Genomic DNA, 16,746 nt, shown 5'->3' with positions numbered 1-16,746 from the left:
CTTTCCTGCCAGAGAGATCATGGGAGCTGCTGAGCTGCGGTTCATTTAAACTTTAATAAAATTTGCGGCACAAATGTACTGTATATTTGCAAAATCACCGCCGGAAATTTACTGCGGAAGCGAAATTATTTCAAAATCTTTTCGCAGCAGTGCCAGTTTCAGTTCGTTTTGTAAATCCTTAACCGGGAAATCAATGTCAATCTTTAAACTGTTGAGCCGCGCGCGGGTTTCAATCTGGCTGTACAACTCATAAAAACCAAAGCCGTTGAGTTTCCCTTTTTCGAAAAGCAGAAAAGACCGTTCGCCCAATACACGACCGGTGCTCAGGCAGAGTGCATCCTGTTTCGGAATTTGTATTCTTTTTTTCAGGTCGGCCGGATCCTGTAGTTTTTCAGATAAAATAAAGGAAAGCACTTTTTTTCCCTGCGATTGTGAGCGGAACCGCAGCAGGCTTTTCTCTTTAGGATGGAGCGAAGTACGCTCCACCACATAGCGGTTGTTCAGGAAATACAGTCCGAAAGGCAACATTTGCCGTTTCCGGATGCCTTTCAGCCGCATCATGAGTTGCGCCAGTATCTGATTTCCGGTGAGTTCAAATTTTACCTGTTCGGTTTGCTGCTGAACTTTTTCCCATTTTTTTGCCTGAGAACTGAAAAGGTTGCGGGCGTAGCGCTGCAGGTCTTCCACAAAGTCGGAGTGCAGGATATTTCCGTTCTCATCCTGGAAATAAAGAATTCCCGGTTTTCCCGGCAAATCCCGTGTCAGGTCGCGTACTTTGTTCACGTAGGTTTTTGCATTAACCGCTTCGTGATGCTGGCGGATAATCTCGGAATTCTTGTCCTTGATCATCAACAGCTTAAAAAGTTCCAGCGTGGCACGCGCATCACCGGCCGCCCGGTGCGCATCGGTGAGCGGGATGCCCAGAGATTTAACCAGCTTGCCTAATGAATAACTTTCGGCCTCGGGAATTAATTTCTGTGCTAAAGGAATGGTATCGAGCGTATTGATTTTAAATTCATACCCCAGTCTGCCGAACTCTTGCCGGAGCATGCGGTAATCGAAATCAATATTGTGTCCCACCAGCGTGGTGTTTTGCGTTATTTCCACGACACGTCTTGCGATTTCAGGAAATTTGGGCGCGGTGCGTACCATCTTCGGTGTGATGCTGGTGAGTTTTTGTACGAACGGCGTGATATCTGCCAGGGGATTGACCAGCGAGATAAACTGGTCCACGATTTTGTGCCCATCATATTTATAAATAGCAATTTCTATAATGCTTTCCTGCCGGAAGCCGGCCCCGTTGCTTTCTATATCAATAACCGAATACAAAAGAATATTTTTTTTAAAGGAGTATCATCACCGCAGACGTACGGCGGATTAAAACCCGCAAATTTCGAGCCTGCAAGATACGGATTGTCAGTTTTTGAAAAAGAATAATGCAGAGTGTCCGGTAAAAACAATGGACGAAGCATCTTACACTGCATAAAAACATGATTAAAAAGGGTGACGCTTATCATCTTCCTATTCAGATGATTTTATCTTAAATTTGTTCTGTCAAAATGAAACGCTGTCTGGTCTTCATATTATCCCTGCTCGTTTTCTGCGCTAGTTTTCAGAATTCACTTTTCCTGGTCGATTATCAGGTGAACCGCGAATTTTATGAAACCCACTGCGTGAACCGGGATGTGCCTGATATGGAATGCCACGGAAAATGCCAGCTCAAGAAAAATGCTGATGAAGCAACGTCTTTGGCCAATGTGGTTAAGTATGCATTTGAATTCAACCTGATGCCAACCGCTTCTTTCGCCCTGGAAATTCCGGCGCAGCCTGCTGACAGCGATCACTACCTGAATCCTGATCACCTCAGCACTTCTTACGCTGACGTGATTACCGGCATTGTGGTTCCTCCTCCGCGTATATGATTTGTTTTCTCCGTTTGCCCGCTTGATTCTCAGCCCATAACAGCTGCTGAAGACACCGCGCGTGGCTATCCCTCATAAAAACAAATCAACTTAAACGCAACCAAAATGAAACGTTCTTATTTATATATCGTAAGCCTTATTTTATTGGCTTTCACTCTAACTTCCTGCCGTACTTCCGACGAAGCCATTACGCCTGCTACTGAAACCGACGGCCTGCTGAAAATTACCGAAGCAGCCAATGACTCGCATACGATTGAACTTTATTCCGCTTCCGGCCAAACGAAATTAGGATATAATGATATTATCCTTCGTATTAAAAACAAAGCGACCGGTGAATACGAGAAAAATGCAACCATACAATGGATGCCCAAGATGCAAATGACCAGCATGGCGCACGCCTGCCCGCACTCTGAAGTAACAAAAAAAGAGGCCGGCTCCTCGCTCTACAGCGGCTATCTTGTTTTCCAAATGCCCGAAAATGAAACAGAACGCTGGTCTCTGGGAATTACCTACACAATTAATGGTTCCGCTTATAACGTAACTGTTCCGTTGCGCGTCGGTTCTCAGGCTAAAAAAACCGTTACTTCTTTTGTAGGAACGGACGGTGCTAAATATGTTGTGGCTTACATTGCGCCGGCAACGCCAAAGGTAGCCGCGCAGAACATCACACTGGGCATCTGGAAAATGCAGGATATGATGACTTTCCCGGTCGTGAATGGTTATACAATCCAGCTGGACCCGCGCATGCCGGGCATGGACAATCACGGCTCACCGAATAATGTAGCAGCTGCACAGCCGCAGGCGGGCGGATTTTATCAGGGTACAATCAACTTTACCATGACGGGTTACTGGAAAATCAACCTTGAAATGCTGAATGCTGAAAAAACAGTCATCAAAGGTAAACCGGTAACCGCTGAAAATCCGGCCAGCAGCCTGTACTTCGAAGTTGAATTTTAATGACTGAATGCCGGCACTGTATTGCCGTGCCGGCTTCCTTTTTTCTCCACTGCCTTTAGCGGGCACTCTTAAAAAACAGAAAACATGAAACGCTTGTTTCTTCTTCCGGCCCTGTTGTTAGCAGCCGGGAATATTGCCGCACAACATCTTAATGATTCCCTCCAGTCCCAGGACATCCGTGAAGTAGTAGTTTTTAAAACTAAAAAAATAACCCAGCGCGAAAGTAAACCGCTGGCTGCCATTGATGAATACCTGCAGAAAGCAGCACGCGTAGAAATGGTGAAGCGCGGCGCGTACGCCTGGGAACCGCTCATCAACGGTCTGCCGTCTGAACGCACGGTGATTACTATTGACGGGATGCGCATCTTCGGGGCGTGTACAGACAAGATGGACCCCATCACATCTTACCTCGAAGTATCTAATCTGCAGGAAGCCACCATCAGTTCCGGCCAGCAGGGTAACAGCCATGGCAGCACCATTGGCGGTGCCATTGATTTAAAACGCAGCCGCCTGCAGTTTGGCCCCGAAAGGTTTAATGCTACGGTGAATACCGGTTTCGAAAGTGTAAACCAGCAGAAGATTTTCGGCGCGGATGCCCAGTACCGCAATGAGAAATTTTACACCGATGTGAACTTCATGTCGCGCGACGCAGAAAATTATAAAGCCGGCGGAAATATTGAAATCCCATATTCTCAGTTTAAAAAAATTAATATTTCAGGATTGGCGGGTGCAAAACTCTCTGAGCAAACCATTGCCGAAGCCTCTGTAATTTATGACAAGGCAACAGATGTCGGATATCCCGCGCTTCCGATGGATGTTTCGCTTGCTGAAGCACTCATTATATCAGCAAAACTGCGGGTGCAGCCAGTTAACACTTTTGTTCACGACTGGGAAACCAAAATGTATTACAATACCATTACCCACCGCATGGATGACACAGAACGGCCTGATGTTCCCATCCACATGGACATGCCCGGCTGGAATACGACCTATGGCTATTATTCCCGTCTGAAAGCCAATATCCCGCATCAGCAGCTTACCCTGAATCTGAATGGTTTTTATAATCTGGCTTCGGCGGAAATGACGATGTATCCGGCAGACTCCGGCGAGAAACTCATGTATATGCTGACCTGGCCAGATGTGCGCACCCTATCGCAAACCATTCAGATGGAAGATCTGATTCACATTTCAGACCGCTCCGGCGTACGGCTCTCTGCTGCTGCTGCCCTTCAGCAAAACAAAATCACCAGTGAAATGGGCCTGAACAGCCTCCGAATTTTTTACCCGGAAATGCCGGAATCTAAAAACCGGTTTTTAAAAAGTTTTTCGGCTAACTACCAGTATGATGACGGACGCTGGCAGGCTGGCGCAGGTGCGGGCTACGGCGACCGGGCGCCCTCGGTCTCGGAAGGATATGGCTTTTACCTTTTCAACAGTTCAGACAAGTATGACTATATCGGAAACCCTGAGCTGCGCAATGAAAACTCCTGGGAAGCAAATGCTTTTGTAGGCACACAGGTTCGGAATACCAAGCTCAGGTTAAGTTCAACTTATTTTCACATCCAAAACTATATCGCCGGCCTGCCCGCAGAGGGTCTTTTACCGATGACCATCGGTGCGAACGGAGTTAAGGTGTACCGCTCGCTTCCGTATGCCGATGTTTTAAATATTACCGCGACAGCCGAAGCACCTCTCACCGAAAATTTGCAGCTTTCAGCACAGGCAGGCTATATGCATGGCCGCGACGATGAGGGCAACAACCTTCCGTTTATGAGTCCGTTTACGTACCAGGCCTCACTACGTTATGAAAAGCAGCGCTTTTCTGCCGATGTGAACATCATTGGAAACAGCCGGCAAACCCGTTTCGCAACGGCTTATGGTGAAACAGGCACGGCAGCCTATTGCATTGTGAATGCAGGCGCAGGATATACCTTTAACTTTAATAATTACAAGCTTCTGCTTCGTGGCGGCGTAGAGAATATACTGGATACACAGTACACCACTTTTTCGGACTGGAATAAAATCCTGCGTCCCGGCCGGAATCTGTATCTGAACCTCACTTTCAACCTTTAGAGCTTCCGTTGCACCAACCTTTTCAACCAGTGAATACAGGATTTTTAGCTACATTTGTTCTCTGCCGGCAAGGGTTTTTGCCGCAGGGAACATCATATCTAAAAAGGAAGCAGATGGAAATACTGGGTTACTTCGCGGCGCTGATTATCGGACTGGTTATGGGACTGATTGGCGGTGGCGGCAGCATCCTGAGTGTACCGGTTTTCGTTTATATTTTCGGCTTTGATGCGGTGACCGCCACGGCATTGTCTTTATTCGTCGTAGGTATCACAAGTCTGGTAGGTTCCGTAGGGCTGATTCGGCAGAAGCAGGTAGATTTCGCAACTGCATTTATATTTGGGATTCCTTCTATTCTGGGTGTATTGTTTTCACGGCGGCTAGTATTGCCGCATTTACCTCATTTTATTATTAACCGTTGGGGCATTACGCTGACAAAGGAAATGTTCCTGCTGTTGCTTTTTGCAATTTTAATGGTGATTGCCTCGGTTAAAATGATCCGCAAGACGGAAAGAGTGCGCATCCGCAAAGATGATTCACCGAACTATACACTTCTCGTTTCGCAAGGATTGCTGGTTGGTATTATTACTGGGCTGATCGGTGCCGGCGGCGGCTTTCTGATTGTACCGGCACTGGTTATGTTACTGGGCGTGAAAATGAAAAAAGCGGTGGCCACTTCATTGGTGATTATCAGCATGAACTCGCTGCTGGGTTTTCTTAGTACCCTGGAATACGTAAAACACGATTGGTCTTTTTTAATATTATTTAGTTTTCTCTCTGTGATCGGAATATTCATCGGCCTGGCGCTCGCCCGAAAGATGGACAGTAAAAAACTTAAACCTCTTTTTGGCTATATCGTCTTAGCAATGGGTATTTTTATTATAATTAAAGAATTATTTTCATTTTAAATTTAAACTTCATGAAATATACAGGAATTGCATTGGTCACTTTATGTTTGCTGACCTCATGCTCCAAAACAGAAACTGATACAACGGATACCGCCACTGAGGCAGCCTCTTCACAGGAAATCAGCCAGGTGATGGAACCACGAAAGCTAACATCTGATACCGGAACAGAAATAAATGTTACCTATTTTGCCCAGGGCGATGAAGTAGCCGTGAAACTGCAAAACGCTGATATGCCGGAACAGACACTTTCCGCCAAAGGCACCAGCACCAGCGGGAATCCGGTTTTTTCAAACGGGGAATATCTCTGGGAAATGACACAGGAAGGAAAAGCCGGCCTGCTTACAGATAAAAACGGTACAAGTACAGAATATAAATAACGGTTTTCCGTTTTGCAAACAGGCATACAGCCTGTTATGTATCAACACTTTAACAAAACAATTATGAATATAGAACAAATATATACGGGCTGCCTGGCACAGGGCGCATACTATATCGTCTCCGGCAAAGAGGCGGCGATTATTGATCCGCTGCGGGAAACAAAACCGTATCTGGACAGACTGGAAAAAGACCAGGTTACCTTAAAGTATATTTTCGAAACTCATTTCCATGCGGACTTTGTCTCAGGCCACGTGGATTTGTCAAAAAAAACCGGTGCTCCGATTGTGTACGGACCGACGGCGGAACCTGCCTTTGAAGCCATTATTGCGGAAGACGGGCAGATCTTCGAAATCGGAGATATTAAAATAAAAGTTCTGCACACGCCTGGCCACACGATGGAAAGCGCCACTTATCTGCTAATCGATGAAAACGGAAAAGAAACCGCTATTTTCAGTGGGGATACGCTATTTCTGGGAGATGTCGGGAGACCGGATCTTGCTCAGAAAGCAGCCAGCATGACCCAAGAAGAACTGGCGGGAACGCTGTACGAGAGTTTGCAAAGTAAAATCATGCCGCTGGCTGATGACATTATCGTGTACCCGGCGCACGGAGCCGGCTCCGCCTGTGGCAAAAATATGCAGAAGGAAACGGTGGATACGCTGGGCAATCAGAAGAAAACTAATTATGCGCTGAATCAGCCCGACAAGGAAACATTCGTGAAAGAGGTGCTGGATGGACTGGCCCCACCACCGAAGTATTTTGGGATGAATGTAGCTTTGAATAAAAAAGGATACGAAGCGTTCGATACCGTTTTGCAGAAAAGCTCCCGGCCGCTCAGCCCCGAGGATTTCGAACAGGCTGCGGAAGAAACCGGCGCGCTAATACTGGATACCCGAAGCGCGGCGGAGTTCCACAAAGGCTTTGTTCCAAATTCTATTAACATCGGATTGAAAGGTGATTTTGCACCATGGGTAGGCTCTATGATTGTCGATGTGGCACAGCCAATTCTCTTGGTGATAGAACCGGGTACGGAAGAAGAAGCCATTACGCGACTCTCACGTGTTGGCTTTGATCAGGTGATTGGATATTTAAAAGATGGTTTCGCGGCGTGGCAGCAGGCAGGAAAAGAAACAGATGCAGTTCACCGCATCTCACCACAGGAATTCGCGGAAAAATTCAGCAAAGATGTTCCGGTAATTGATGTTCGCAATACCGGTGAATACGCCGCTTCGCATGTGGAAGATGCCTATAACCGTCCGCTGGCTTACATTAATGATTGGGCGGGAAATCTGCCGGAATCCGGACATTTCTTTGTGCATTGCGCAGGAGGCTACCGCAGTATGATCGCAGCCAGTATCCTGAATGCACGCGGCATCCGGAACTTTACGGAAGTAGACGGCGGTTTTAATAAAATCAAAGAAACGGATGTTCCTACGAGCGACTTTGTATGCCAGTCTAAATCTTTCCCGGCATGAGAATCGCTGCTCTCATCTTAGGCTTCCTGCTGTGCACTTCCTGTAGCGCACAAACGAAACAGGCAAATGCAACGCAAGTTCCTTCATTGGAAACGGTTCTTACTAATCCTGAAACGGTTATTGTGGATGTCCGCGTTCCGGAGCAGTTTCAAAAAGAAGCTGCAAAAGGCGCGATCAACATTCCGCTAACGGAACTGCCGAAGCGCGCAGACGAACTGCGCGGAAACAAAAACATTGTACTGTATTGCAACACTGGTCGTCAGGCTGGGATGGCACTTGATATTTTAAAGAAAGAAGGAATAAATAATGTATATAATGCCATTAATATAGCCAACATTCAATCTTTACAACATAAAAATTCAGCTATGATTAATTTAAAAAACGAAATTACTTTTAATACAGATAAACCTTCTGTTTACCATATCCGCAAGAACGATAAAATCAGATATTTTGCGGTAGCGCTGGGAAAAGATGCGTTGCTTAAAAAACATACAGCACCGGTTCCGTCCACGCTGGTCGTGCTCAAAGGAGAAATTAGTTTCGTCATGGAGTCTGAAACGATTTACCTGAAGGAAATGGACGTGTATGAAATCCCGGTGAATGTGGAACACGAAGTGAGAGGCTTACAAGATGAAAACCTGTTCACCGTAACCCAGGAACTGTAAAATTGAAAAAGAGCCATTTGCTTGTACTGACCGGATTGGTGAGCGGCGCTCTGCTCGGGTACGGATATTACTACTTTATCGGCTGTGCTTCCGGCACCTGCGCTATCAGTTCCAGCCCCGTGAATGCTTCACTGTTCGGAATGGCAATCGGGTATTTAGCAGTCCTTGGGACAAAAACCGAAAAAAGAGTCTTGAAATAAGGCTCTTTTTTTATGGTTTAGTTTATAGCTGTCTTTATGACCGTCTGCCGCCAGCGGTGTAATATTTGCTTTAATAATGATTTAAAAAACCATTATGTCTCAAAAATTTCAGGAACTCATACAATCGGAAAGGCCGGTGCTCATCGACTTTTTCGCAACCTGGTGCGGACCTTGCAAAGTACAGTCTTCCGTACTCACAACCGTTAAAGAAAATATAGGTGCCGATGCACGCATTGTCAAAATAGATGTAGATCAGTTTCCATCGATTGCTGCTCAGTATGGCGTTCGCGGCGTTCCTACGCTGGCTGTTTTCAAAAACGGTGAACTTTTATGGAAAGAAAGTGGCGTCCACGATGTAAACACACTGACGAATCTTTTAAAACAATACGTTTAGTTTCTTATAGTAACTGAAACTCATCGCGGTCTTCTAGGAACGGAAACTTTTGGCGAAATTCTCTCAGGTCATTTGCATTTAGATTTGCAGAGATGAGCGAGCCGTTTTTTTGAGTAAGATCTTTACCTTCAGGCGAAAAAATCCAGGAGCTTTCCACGTAGGTAAGATGATTACCGTCGGTTCCAATTCTGTTAATGCCAACCACATAAGCCTGGTTTTCAATCGCGCGCGCCTGCAGCAAAACATTCCAGGCCTGAACGCGGGTGTCCGGCCAGTTTGCCACATATAAAACCGCATCATAATCCCCGGTATTTCGGGAAGCAACCGGGAAACGAAGGTCATAACAAACCTGCAGCAAGATCCGCCAGCCTTTGTACTCCACGACGGTACGGCTCTTGCCGGGCGTGTAACGCTTGTCCTCGCCGGAATAAGTAAACAGATGCCTTTTGTCATAATGACAAAAATCAGCATCGGGTTTTACAAAATAAAAACGGTTATAAAATTTCTCATGTTCCTGCACAGACACACTGCCGGCGACCGCGAACTGATGTTTCTTCGCCAGCTCTTTCATCCACGAAAGTGTAGTCCCGTTGCGGTCTGCAATATCCGCCGGTTTCATATAAAATCCGGTGCTAAACATCTCAGGCAGAACGACCAGATCGGTTTGTACACCTTCCAGTTCTTTTTCTATTTTTCGAAAATTCTCATCCGGATTTTTCCAGGAAATATCCAGGTTAAGGCCGGTTACTTTTAATATTGATTGCATTTTATTTTCCTTCTAATAATCAGGGAAGATACAAAATTCCGCATGGATACTGGAAATATTGCTCGCACTTGGTCTTGTTTTTGCTATGACGTTTTACCAAGAATTTAATATATGAAGAAATTAGTAACCCTGCTGTCCTTTGCTTTATTCGGGCAGCTGGCATTCGCGCAGGCCTGGGAGGGAGCCGGCGATCAGAAAGTGCAAATTGGTCTTAGTGGCTGGGGCAACGGAACCGGAATCACCGGAACCTATGATTACGGGATCACCGACCTGATCTCGCTCGGTGGAGGCGCCAATATTTACTTTAACGACTACGATGACGATAACAATTTCTTCATTTTTGGCCGTGTGAACTTTCATCTAAGAGATCTGTTGGAATTGCCGCAGCAGTGGGATATTTATCCGGGTCTGGATGTGGGTGTGCTGGGCAATTCATTTGGCTTGGGTGCTCATATCGGAGCCCGATATTTCTTCAATGACAAGTTCGGCGCGTTTATTGAAGCCGGAAATAATGGAAGCCTGGGGATTTCCATCAATCTGTAATCAGATATAAACATTAAAAAATAAATATTATGAAAAAGTTACTTTCCACAGCAGCCCTTGGTGTTACTATGTTTTTAGGAACTACCGAGGCGCAGGCGCAGTCCTACCGCACCGGTGCCGGCGTTTTAGTTGATTTCGGTGATGGTTCTACATTGGTGGGTCCGCACGTGAAGCATTTCTTCCAGCCGAATCACGCAGGTGAATTCAGCGTATTGTTCGGAGATGGTGTTACCATGGTACAGGCTAATTACCAGTATCAGCAGCCATTTGCCGGAACAAATGGGCTGGGATGGTATGTTGGTTTAGGTCCTGCTATTGCTTTTGGCGATGGATATACTACCTTTGCACCAGCAGCCATGATTGGTCTGGACTTCAAAATTCCGGGTGCACCACTTGATTTCTCTATGGACTGGAGACCAAGATTCTTCATTGGTGACAACTCTGATGCAGCTGCCGGCAGATTTGCCGCTGGCTTTAGATTTACATTCTAATACCTATATATTACAATTAGAATTTTTTCGGGGAAGGCTCTCAGTATGAGGGCCTTTTTTCTTTGGGTACGGTTTGATATTTCGTATCTTCGCAATCTTTATTAAACAAGTACATGACGCTTATACAGTTACTCCAATTTATACTGAGTATTTCGATTCTGGTTATTCTCCACGAACTCGGCCACTTTATCCCTGCTAAACTTTTCCGCACCAAGGTTGAAAAATTTTACCTCTTCTTCGATCCCTGGTTTTCATTAATTAAAACAAAAATGCGCGGCACCGAATATGGTATCGGCTGGCTGCCTTTTGGCGGCTATGTGAAAATTGCGGGCATGGTCGATGAAAGCATGGACACCGAACAGCTGAAAAAACCGGCTGAACCTTGGGAATTCCGCGCGAAACCGGCGTGGCAGCGACTCATCATTATGCTGGGTGGCGTAACCGTCAACTTTTTTCTGGCCTGGGCGATTTACACCTGCCTGAGTTATTTTAAAGGAGAAACCTATCACGCCAATGCACGTTTCGAAAATGGCATTGCCGTAACCGAAGCCGGTGAACAGATGGGTTTAAAAACCGGCGACCGCATTCTGAAAATTGACGGTAAACCGGCAGAGCGCATGGAAACCTCTACCGTGAATATGCTTTTTGCTAATGAAGTAACCGTACTCAGAGACGGAAAGGAAGTTACCTTCCCGGTAAATGAGGACGGCGTAGCGAAAGTATTGGCAGAAGATGGCGCGCGCGCGTATTTCAGTCCGCGTTTCCCGGTGGTGGCAGACAGTATTTTGCCTAACAGCGCCGCTGCGGCAGCCGGACTTATGAAAGGTGACCGGATTACCGCAGTGAACGGCCAGCCCGTGCGTTTTTTCGACGAGATGACGGCTGAGTTAAAAAAATACAGCAATCAGGCGGTGACCCTGCAGGTAGAGCGAAACGGAGTTCAACAGGAACTGAAGGGAAAAATCGACAATGAAGGAAAACTCGGTTTTGCGCCAGATTATGCAATTGCACAAAGGACGCTGGACGAGGCCAAAGTCACGCAACAATATTCTTGGGCACAAGCCATCCCGCGCGGCCTGACCCGTACCATTGATGTACTGGTCATGCAGGTAAAACAATTCAAAATTATCTTTAATACCAAGACACAGGGATATAAAAAAGTCTCCGGCCCAATTGGAATCATCAAGCAAATGCCGGAAACCATCAACTGGGAGTTTTTCTGGGGCTTTACGGCGATGTTCTCCGTGTGGCTGGCCTTCCTGAACCTGATCCCGATTCCGGGGCTGGATGGCGGCCACGTGATGTTTACCCTTTGGGAAATAATTACCGGCAAACCAGTACCGCAGAAAGTACTGGAAAATGCACAGATGATTGGCGTTTTATTCCTGCTGGGACTGATGGTGCTGATCTTCGGAAACGACATCGTGAAGTGGATTACCGGTAAGTTTTAAACTTTTTTAAAATTTATTTTGGAAGAATAAAAAAAGTTTCTATATTTGCACACGCTTACAGCAAGGAGCAACACTCCTCTTTAGCTCAGTTGGTTAGAGCATCTGACTGTTAATCAGAGGGTCGCTGGTTCGAGCCCAGCAAGAGGAGCAAACCATCACAGAAATGTGATGGTTTTTTTGTGTTTAAAAGTCACGGTGAGCGTGGTACACTGGCTGCCTTCATCCACTTTTATTTCAACGGGTTAGCAACCATATCGCTTCTTATGAGCCCAAAAATAAACCCTGACGAGGTTCCGTCAGGGTTCATTTATTTATTATTGTGAGAAATTCTATCCTTCAAAGATGTCTTCGAAAGCCATATCCACTTCTAGTTTTTCAGCCAGAAGCTTGGATAATTTCACGCGAAGCGCTTCGATGTCGATATTCTGCATGGCATCATTCGCAAAGGCAAATAAAAGCATCGCCTGGGCTTCTTTCTTAGATATTCCTCGTGCACGCAGATAGAAAAGTGCATCTTCATCCAGTTGACCAACGGTACAACCGTGGGAGCACTTCACATCATCTGCAAAAATTTCCAGCTGCGGTTTGGTATCGATGGTAGCGCCCTCGCTTAGCAGCACATTGTTATTCTGCTGATAGGCATTGGTTTTCTGGGCTTCTTTTGCCACGAATACCTTACCGTTAAAGACGCCGTGCGACTGCCCTTTATAAATCCCCTTGTAATTCTGGTAACTCTCGCAGTTGGGTGTGTTATGATGAACCGCCGTGTGGTGATCCACCAGCTGTTCATCGCCAATAATGGTAATCCCGTTCATGAAGGAATGAATGCTCTCGCCTTCCTGAATAAAATCCAGGTTATTGCGAACGAGCTTACCACCAAAGGAGAACGTGTTCACCGTCGTCTGACTGTCGCGCTGCTGTTTGGCAAACGTATGGTCAATCAGGAAAGAAGTATTGCTGTCGTTCTGCAGTTTGTGCCAGTCTGCCTTTGCATTTGGGTGTGCAAAAATTTCCGTGACGGAATTGGTCAGCACGTAAGTATCATCAAAATTATGGTGACTTTCAATAATTTCCACGCGTGCTCCGGATTCCACGACGAGCAGGTTGCGGGTATTATAGAAGGTGTTCTCGTCCTGGTTTTGGGAGAGATAAAACACGTGAATCGGTTTCTCAATCACCACGTTTTTCGGCACCTTCAGGAAGAAGCCATGTTTGCAGTACGCGGCATTCAGATTGGTAAAGGCCAGATCCGCATCGGCGATGGTATTGAAGTATTCCTCAAAAACATCTTTATGATTCGGATCGTTTAAAGCATAATTAAAAGAAAGCAGCTCCGTATTTTCAATTGAAATTTTGGAAAGCTCTTTTCGCAGTTTGCCATTTACGAAAACAATCCAGTCGAAGTTTTCCTCACCCAGATGTAGTTCATCAATGGTTTCCTTGAGCAGTGTGTGCTCTTCCTTGGGGAAGAAATTGAAATTCTTTTCGGTGATTTCCCGCAGGTTGGTGTATTTATATTCCTCATCCCGGCGCGTAGGGAAACCGCGGTGCAAAAAGCCGCGCAATGCTTCAATTCGGGATTCATCCAAAAACCGGTGCCGAAGCGTTTCCAGAAAAGTAGGATGCAGGTCTTGTATATTTTCTAGTAAAGCCATTATATATTTTAATTTTATAACTGCCTTTACTTTAATTTAATAAGTAAAAGGCTGTACAGTGAGAAAGGCAGAAGAAACTTGCTATCAGTTCAGCAGCCAGTCATAGCCTCTCTGTTCCAGTTCCAGCGCCAACAATTTATCACCGGTTTTGATGATTTTACCATCTGCCAGCACGTGTACAAAATCAGGTTGAATATAATCCAGCAAACGCTGATAGTGCGTAATCAGGAGCACGGCATTTCCTTCGTTGCGGAAAGAGTTCACGCCATCTGCCACGATACGCAGCGCATCGATATCGAGCCCGGAATCAGTTTCATCCAGAATAGCGAGTTTCGGATCCAGCATCATCATCTGGAATATTTCGTTACGCTTTTTCTCACCACCGGAAAAGCCTTCGTTCAGTGAACGCTGCAGGAAGTCGCGCTTGATGTTCAGCTTTTCAGAATTTTCTTTTACCAAAGCCAGCATTTCTTTTGCCGACATATTCTCCAGCCCTTTAGCTTTACGGTTTTCGTTGATGGCAGCTTTGATGAAGTTGGTTACCGTAACGCCCGGAATTTCCACCGGATACTGGAAAGACAGGAATATACCGCGGTGTGCACGTTCTTCCGGTGCTTCCTCGGAGATGTTTTCACCCTGGAAAACAATTTCGCCCTCGGTTACCTCGTAATCCTCTTTTCCGGATACCACCGAAGCCAGGGTTGATTTCCCGGCACCGTTGGGACCCATGATGGCGTGTACTTCGCCCGGGTTGATTTGCAGATTAATTCCTTTCAAAATTTCAGCACCATCCTGAATTTTCGCGTGTAGATTATTTATTGTTAACATAGTACTGTTAGGTCAGTTATATTCCGGCTGTTGCACCGGAAAAATCAGTGTATATTTTTTTAAATTTAAAGTTGCTTAGCCCACAGAGCCTTCCAGGGAAATTTCCAGCAGCTTTTGTGCTTCAATGGCAAATTCCATCGGCAGTTTGTTCAGCACTTCCTTACCAAAGCCATTTACGATCAGTGCAATCGCCTTTTCAGTACTGATTCCGCGCTGGTTGCAATAGAAGATCTGGTCTTCCCCGATCTTGGAAGTCGTGGCCTCATGTTCCAGTTGTGCGGACGGGTCTTTAATTTCAATATAAGGGAAAGTGTGCGCACCGCAGCGGTTACCCATCAGCAATGAGTCGCACTGCGAGAAGTTCCGGGCACCTTTAGCGGTCGGCATTACCTTCACCAAGCCACGGTAGGAGTTATTGGACTCACCGGCAGAAATCCCTTTGGAAATAATGGTAGAACGGGTGTTTTTCCCGATGTGGATCATCTTGGTACCGGTATCGGCATACTGATGATTATTGGTCACGGCAATAGAGTAAAACTCACCAATGGAGTTATCACCTTTCAGAATGCAGCTCGGATATTTCCAGGTAACGGCTGAACCGGTTTCCACCTGCGTCCAGGAAATCTTGGCCCCGCGCTCGCACATACCGCGCTTGGTCACGAAGTTAAAAACACCGCCTTTTCCTTCGGCATCGCCCGGGAACCAGTTTTGTACAGTGGAGTATTTGATTTCGGCACCGTCCATGGCAATTAGTTCCACCACGGCGGCGTGCAGTTGGTTTTCATCACGCGCCGGAGCTGTGCAGCCTTCCAGATAGGAAACATAACTGTCAGCATCTGCAATCAGCAAGGTTCTTTCAAACTGGCCGCTGCCGGATTTATTGATACGGAAGTAGGTGGAAAGTTCCATCGGGCATTTCACGCCTTTCGGAATGTAGCAAAAACTACCGTCTGAGAACACGGCGGAGTTCAGCGCAGCATAGAAATTATCGCCACGCGGCACCACTTTTCCGATATATTTGCGCACCAGTTCCGGATAATCCCGGATCGCCTCGGAAATGGCACAGAAAATAATTCCTTTTTCCTTTAACGTTTCCTGGAAAGTCGTCTTTACTGAAACAGAGTCCACCACGATATCCATCGCCACACCGCTGAGCCTTTTTTGCTCCTCGATGTTGATGCCCAGTTTCTCAAAAGTTTTCAGCAATTCCGGATCTACTTCATCCAGGCTGGCCAGTTCCGGCTTTTTCTTCGGCGCCGCATAGTAACGGATCGCCTGGAAATCCACCTTTTCATAGTTTACATTCGCCCAGTCCGGCTCTTCCATTTTCTGCCAGATGCGGAACGCTTCCAGCCGCCAATCGGTCATCCATTCCGGTTCTTCCTTTTTCTCGGAAATCATCCGGATAATTTCTTCAGACAGGCCTGCGGGGAAATCGTCATATTCGATATCCGTTACAAAGCCGTACTCGTATTGTTTGTTTTCAAGATCGACGCGAAGATCGTCTTCAGTATATTTAGCCATAATATATTGTGAAGGCTTGCCACAGGAGCAGTTGCCTTCCTGTTTTTCTTTGTTTTCCGGTAATGTCGGATGTATTAAAAGCGTTTCTTAAAGCGAGAAACTCTCACCGCAGCCGCAGGTACGGCTCGCATTGGGATTATTGAACACAAATCCCTTCCCATTCAACCCGCCGGAATATTCCAGAATGGTTCCTGCGAGGTACAAAACTGATTTTTTATCAATGATGATTTTGATTCCGTTATCTTCGAACACCTGATCGGTGTCGGTTTTCTCATTATCGAATTTCAGAACATACTCCAAACCGGAGCAGCCACCGCTTTTCACTCCCACCCGGATATAGTCTTCATAAGGCCGGAAACCATCCTCAGTCATCAGCTGTACCGCTTTCTCTTTCGCCTGATCACTAACCTTTATCATTGTTTTTATTTAGAATATTTTTATATTGCAAAATTACTAATAATAAAGCTAAAATCAAATTGGCCGGGAGTACATTTGTCTATGCATGCCATAGATGTACAT

18 protein-coding genes and 1 tRNA gene are annotated in these 16,746 nt (G+C 46.0%); 13 read left to right on the top strand and 6 right to left on the bottom strand.

Annotated features, from left to right (window positions below):
* Nucleotides 1-108: 108 nt before the first annotated feature.
* Complete coding sequence (locus MVI27_RS04475; protein WP_246959487.1) at nucleotides 109-1,329, bottom strand: 3'-5' exonuclease; 1,221 nt, start codon at nucleotides 1,327-1,329, stop codon at nucleotides 109-111.
* Nucleotides 1,330-1,559: 230 nt separating this feature from the next.
* Between MVI27_RS04475 and MVI27_RS04470 the strand changes: the two genes are divergently transcribed.
* The 9 genes from MVI27_RS04470 (at nucleotide 1,560) to trxA (ending at nucleotide 8,969) form a co-directional block, all read left to right on the top strand.
* Nucleotides 1,560-1,922 carry a hypothetical protein gene (locus tag MVI27_RS04470; protein WP_246959486.1) on the top strand — a complete coding sequence of 121 codons (363 nt, stop codon included), beginning with the start codon at nucleotides 1,560-1,562 and terminating at the stop codon, nucleotides 1,920-1,922.
* Nucleotides 1,923-2,027: 105 nt separating this feature from the next.
* Nucleotides 2,028-2,879, top strand: coding sequence for a FixH family protein (locus MVI27_RS04465; protein ID WP_246959485.1), 852 nt, complete (start codon nucleotides 2,028-2,030; stop codon nucleotides 2,877-2,879).
* Between the two features lie 84 nt (nucleotides 2,880-2,963).
* A complete protein-coding gene (locus MVI27_RS04460) occupies nucleotides 2,964-4,952 on the top strand; it encodes a TonB-dependent receptor (RefSeq protein ID WP_246959484.1) in 1,989 nt (662 codons plus the stop codon).
* 113 nt (nucleotides 4,953-5,065) lie between these two features.
* Entirely contained in the window at nucleotides 5,066-5,857 is a 792-nt protein-coding gene (locus tag MVI27_RS04455; protein ID WP_246959483.1) for a sulfite exporter TauE/SafE family protein, read from the top strand.
* A gap of 11 nt (nucleotides 5,858-5,868) precedes the next feature.
* Nucleotides 5,869-6,234 (top strand): hypothetical protein, encoded by a 366-nt coding sequence (locus MVI27_RS04450; RefSeq protein ID WP_246959482.1) that lies wholly within the window; start codon nucleotides 5,869-5,871, stop codon nucleotides 6,232-6,234.
* Nucleotides 6,235-6,297: 63 nt separating this feature from the next.
* Entirely contained in the window at nucleotides 6,298-7,710 is a 1,413-nt protein-coding gene (locus MVI27_RS04445; protein ID WP_246959481.1) for an MBL fold metallo-hydrolase, read from the top strand.
* Nucleotides 7,707-8,375 carry a rhodanese-like domain-containing protein gene (locus MVI27_RS04440; RefSeq protein WP_246959480.1) on the top strand — a complete coding sequence of 223 codons (669 nt, stop codon included), beginning with the start codon at nucleotides 7,707-7,709 and terminating at the stop codon, nucleotides 8,373-8,375. The genes MVI27_RS04445 and MVI27_RS04440 overlap by 4 nt, the downstream gene beginning before the upstream one ends.
* A gap of 17 nt (nucleotides 8,376-8,392) precedes the next feature.
* The gene (locus tag MVI27_RS04435; RefSeq protein ID WP_246959479.1) at nucleotides 8,393-8,575 is read left to right on the top strand and encodes a DUF6132 family protein; all 183 of its coding nucleotides are present in this window, start codon (nucleotides 8,393-8,395) and stop codon (nucleotides 8,573-8,575) included.
* A 94-nt stretch (nucleotides 8,576-8,669) separates the two neighbouring features.
* Nucleotides 8,670-8,969: a thioredoxin gene (gene trxA / locus MVI27_RS04430; protein ID WP_246959478.1), complete on the top strand. Its 300-nt coding sequence runs from the start codon at nucleotides 8,670-8,672 to the stop codon at nucleotides 8,967-8,969.
* 4 nt (nucleotides 8,970-8,973) lie between these two features.
* Here trxA and MVI27_RS04425 read toward each other — a convergent pair whose 3' ends face one another.
* A complete protein-coding gene (locus tag MVI27_RS04425; RefSeq protein ID WP_246959477.1) occupies nucleotides 8,974-9,735 on the bottom strand; it encodes an amidohydrolase in 762 nt (253 codons plus the stop codon).
* Nucleotides 9,736-9,846: 111 nt separating this feature from the next.
* Here MVI27_RS04425 and MVI27_RS04420 point away from each other — a divergent pair, with 111 nt between their 5' ends.
* The 4 genes from MVI27_RS04420 (at nucleotide 9,847) to MVI27_RS04405 (ending at nucleotide 12,368) form a co-directional block, all read left to right on the top strand.
* Nucleotides 9,847-10,278, top strand: coding sequence for a DUF6646 family protein (locus MVI27_RS04420; RefSeq protein WP_246959476.1), 432 nt, complete (start codon nucleotides 9,847-9,849; stop codon nucleotides 10,276-10,278).
* 29 nt (nucleotides 10,279-10,307) lie between these two features.
* A complete protein-coding gene (locus MVI27_RS04415; protein WP_246959475.1) occupies nucleotides 10,308-10,769 on the top strand; it encodes a hypothetical protein in 462 nt (153 codons plus the stop codon).
* A 113-nt stretch (nucleotides 10,770-10,882) separates the two neighbouring features.
* Entirely contained in the window at nucleotides 10,883-12,220 is a 1,338-nt protein-coding gene (gene rseP / locus MVI27_RS04410; protein ID WP_246959474.1) for an RIP metalloprotease RseP, read from the top strand.
* Between the two features lie 74 nt (nucleotides 12,221-12,294).
* Nucleotides 12,295-12,368, top strand: a tRNA-Asn gene (locus MVI27_RS04405).
* A 181-nt stretch (nucleotides 12,369-12,549) separates the two neighbouring features.
* On the opposite strand, the gene sufD is transcribed toward MVI27_RS04405, so the two are convergent.
* The 4 genes from sufD to MVI27_RS04385 all read right to left on the bottom strand — a co-directional run bounded on the left by sufD (nucleotide 12,550) and on the right by MVI27_RS04385 (nucleotide 16,644).
* Nucleotides 12,550-13,875: a Fe-S cluster assembly protein SufD gene (sufD, locus tag MVI27_RS04400; protein ID WP_246959473.1), complete on the bottom strand. Its 1,326-nt coding sequence runs from the start codon at nucleotides 13,873-13,875 to the stop codon at nucleotides 12,550-12,552.
* Nucleotides 13,876-13,959: 84 nt separating this feature from the next.
* Nucleotides 13,960-14,703, bottom strand: a complete 744-nt coding sequence (gene sufC / locus MVI27_RS04395; RefSeq protein ID WP_246959472.1) for a Fe-S cluster assembly ATPase SufC — start codon at nucleotides 14,701-14,703, stop codon at nucleotides 13,960-13,962.
* Between the two features lie 75 nt (nucleotides 14,704-14,778).
* Nucleotides 14,779-16,227, bottom strand: coding sequence for a Fe-S cluster assembly protein SufB (gene sufB, locus MVI27_RS04390; RefSeq protein ID WP_246959471.1), 1,449 nt, complete (start codon nucleotides 16,225-16,227; stop codon nucleotides 14,779-14,781).
* Between the two features lie 87 nt (nucleotides 16,228-16,314).
* Complete coding sequence (locus tag MVI27_RS04385; protein WP_246959470.1) at nucleotides 16,315-16,644, bottom strand: HesB/IscA family protein; 330 nt, start codon at nucleotides 16,642-16,644, stop codon at nucleotides 16,315-16,317.
* Between the last annotated feature and the right edge of the window lie 102 nt (nucleotides 16,645-16,746).

This window comes from Chryseobacterium salipaludis (genome assembly GCF_022968825.1).
Taxonomy (GTDB): Bacteria; Bacteroidota; Bacteroidia; order Flavobacteriales; family Weeksellaceae; genus Kaistella; species Kaistella salipaludis.
Note: the sequence above shows the minus strand (reverse complement) of the source record. Positions and strands in the feature narration are given on the sequence as shown.

Excerpts from the sequence above, each read along its gene's own strand:
- MVI27_RS04450 (WP_246959482.1), top strand. The coding sequence starts at position 5,869 with ATGAAATATACAGGAATTGCATTGGTCACTTTATGTTTGCTGACCTCA.
- sufD (WP_246959473.1), bottom strand. The coding sequence starts at position 13,875 with ATGGCTTTACTAGAAAATATACAAGACCTGCATCCTACTTTTCTGGAA.
- MVI27_RS04385 (WP_246959470.1), bottom strand. The coding sequence starts at position 16,644 with ATGATAAAGGTTAGTGATCAGGCGAAAGAGAAAGCGGTACAGCTGATG.
- trxA (WP_246959478.1), top strand. The coding sequence starts at position 8,670 with ATGTCTCAAAAATTTCAGGAACTCATACAATCGGAAAGGCCGGTGCTC.
- MVI27_RS04465 (WP_246959485.1), top strand. The coding sequence starts at position 2,028 with ATGAAACGTTCTTATTTATATATCGTAAGCCTTATTTTATTGGCTTTC.
- MVI27_RS04460 (WP_246959484.1), top strand. The coding sequence starts at position 2,964 with ATGAAACGCTTGTTTCTTCTTCCGGCCCTGTTGTTAGCAGCCGGGAAT.
- MVI27_RS04440 (WP_246959480.1), top strand. The coding sequence starts at position 7,707 with ATGAGAATCGCTGCTCTCATCTTAGGCTTCCTGCTGTGCACTTCCTGT.
- rseP (WP_246959474.1), top strand. The coding sequence starts at position 10,883 with ATGACGCTTATACAGTTACTCCAATTTATACTGAGTATTTCGATTCTG.
- sufC (WP_246959472.1), bottom strand. The coding sequence starts at position 14,703 with ATGTTAACAATAAATAATCTACACGCGAAAATTCAGGATGGTGCTGAA.
- MVI27_RS04420 (WP_246959476.1), top strand. The coding sequence starts at position 9,847 with ATGAAGAAATTAGTAACCCTGCTGTCCTTTGCTTTATTCGGGCAGCTG.
- MVI27_RS04445 (WP_246959481.1), top strand. The coding sequence starts at position 6,298 with ATGAATATAGAACAAATATATACGGGCTGCCTGGCACAGGGCGCATAC.
- MVI27_RS04425 (WP_246959477.1), bottom strand. The coding sequence starts at position 9,735 with ATGCAATCAATATTAAAAGTAACCGGCCTTAACCTGGATATTTCCTGG.
- MVI27_RS04455 (WP_246959483.1), top strand. The coding sequence starts at position 5,066 with ATGGAAATACTGGGTTACTTCGCGGCGCTGATTATCGGACTGGTTATG.
- MVI27_RS04470 (WP_246959486.1), top strand. The coding sequence starts at position 1,560 with ATGAAACGCTGTCTGGTCTTCATATTATCCCTGCTCGTTTTCTGCGCT.
- MVI27_RS04415 (WP_246959475.1), top strand. The coding sequence starts at position 10,308 with ATGAAAAAGTTACTTTCCACAGCAGCCCTTGGTGTTACTATGTTTTTA.
- sufB (WP_246959471.1), bottom strand. The coding sequence starts at position 16,227 with ATGGCTAAATATACTGAAGACGATCTTCGCGTCGATCTTGAAAACAAA.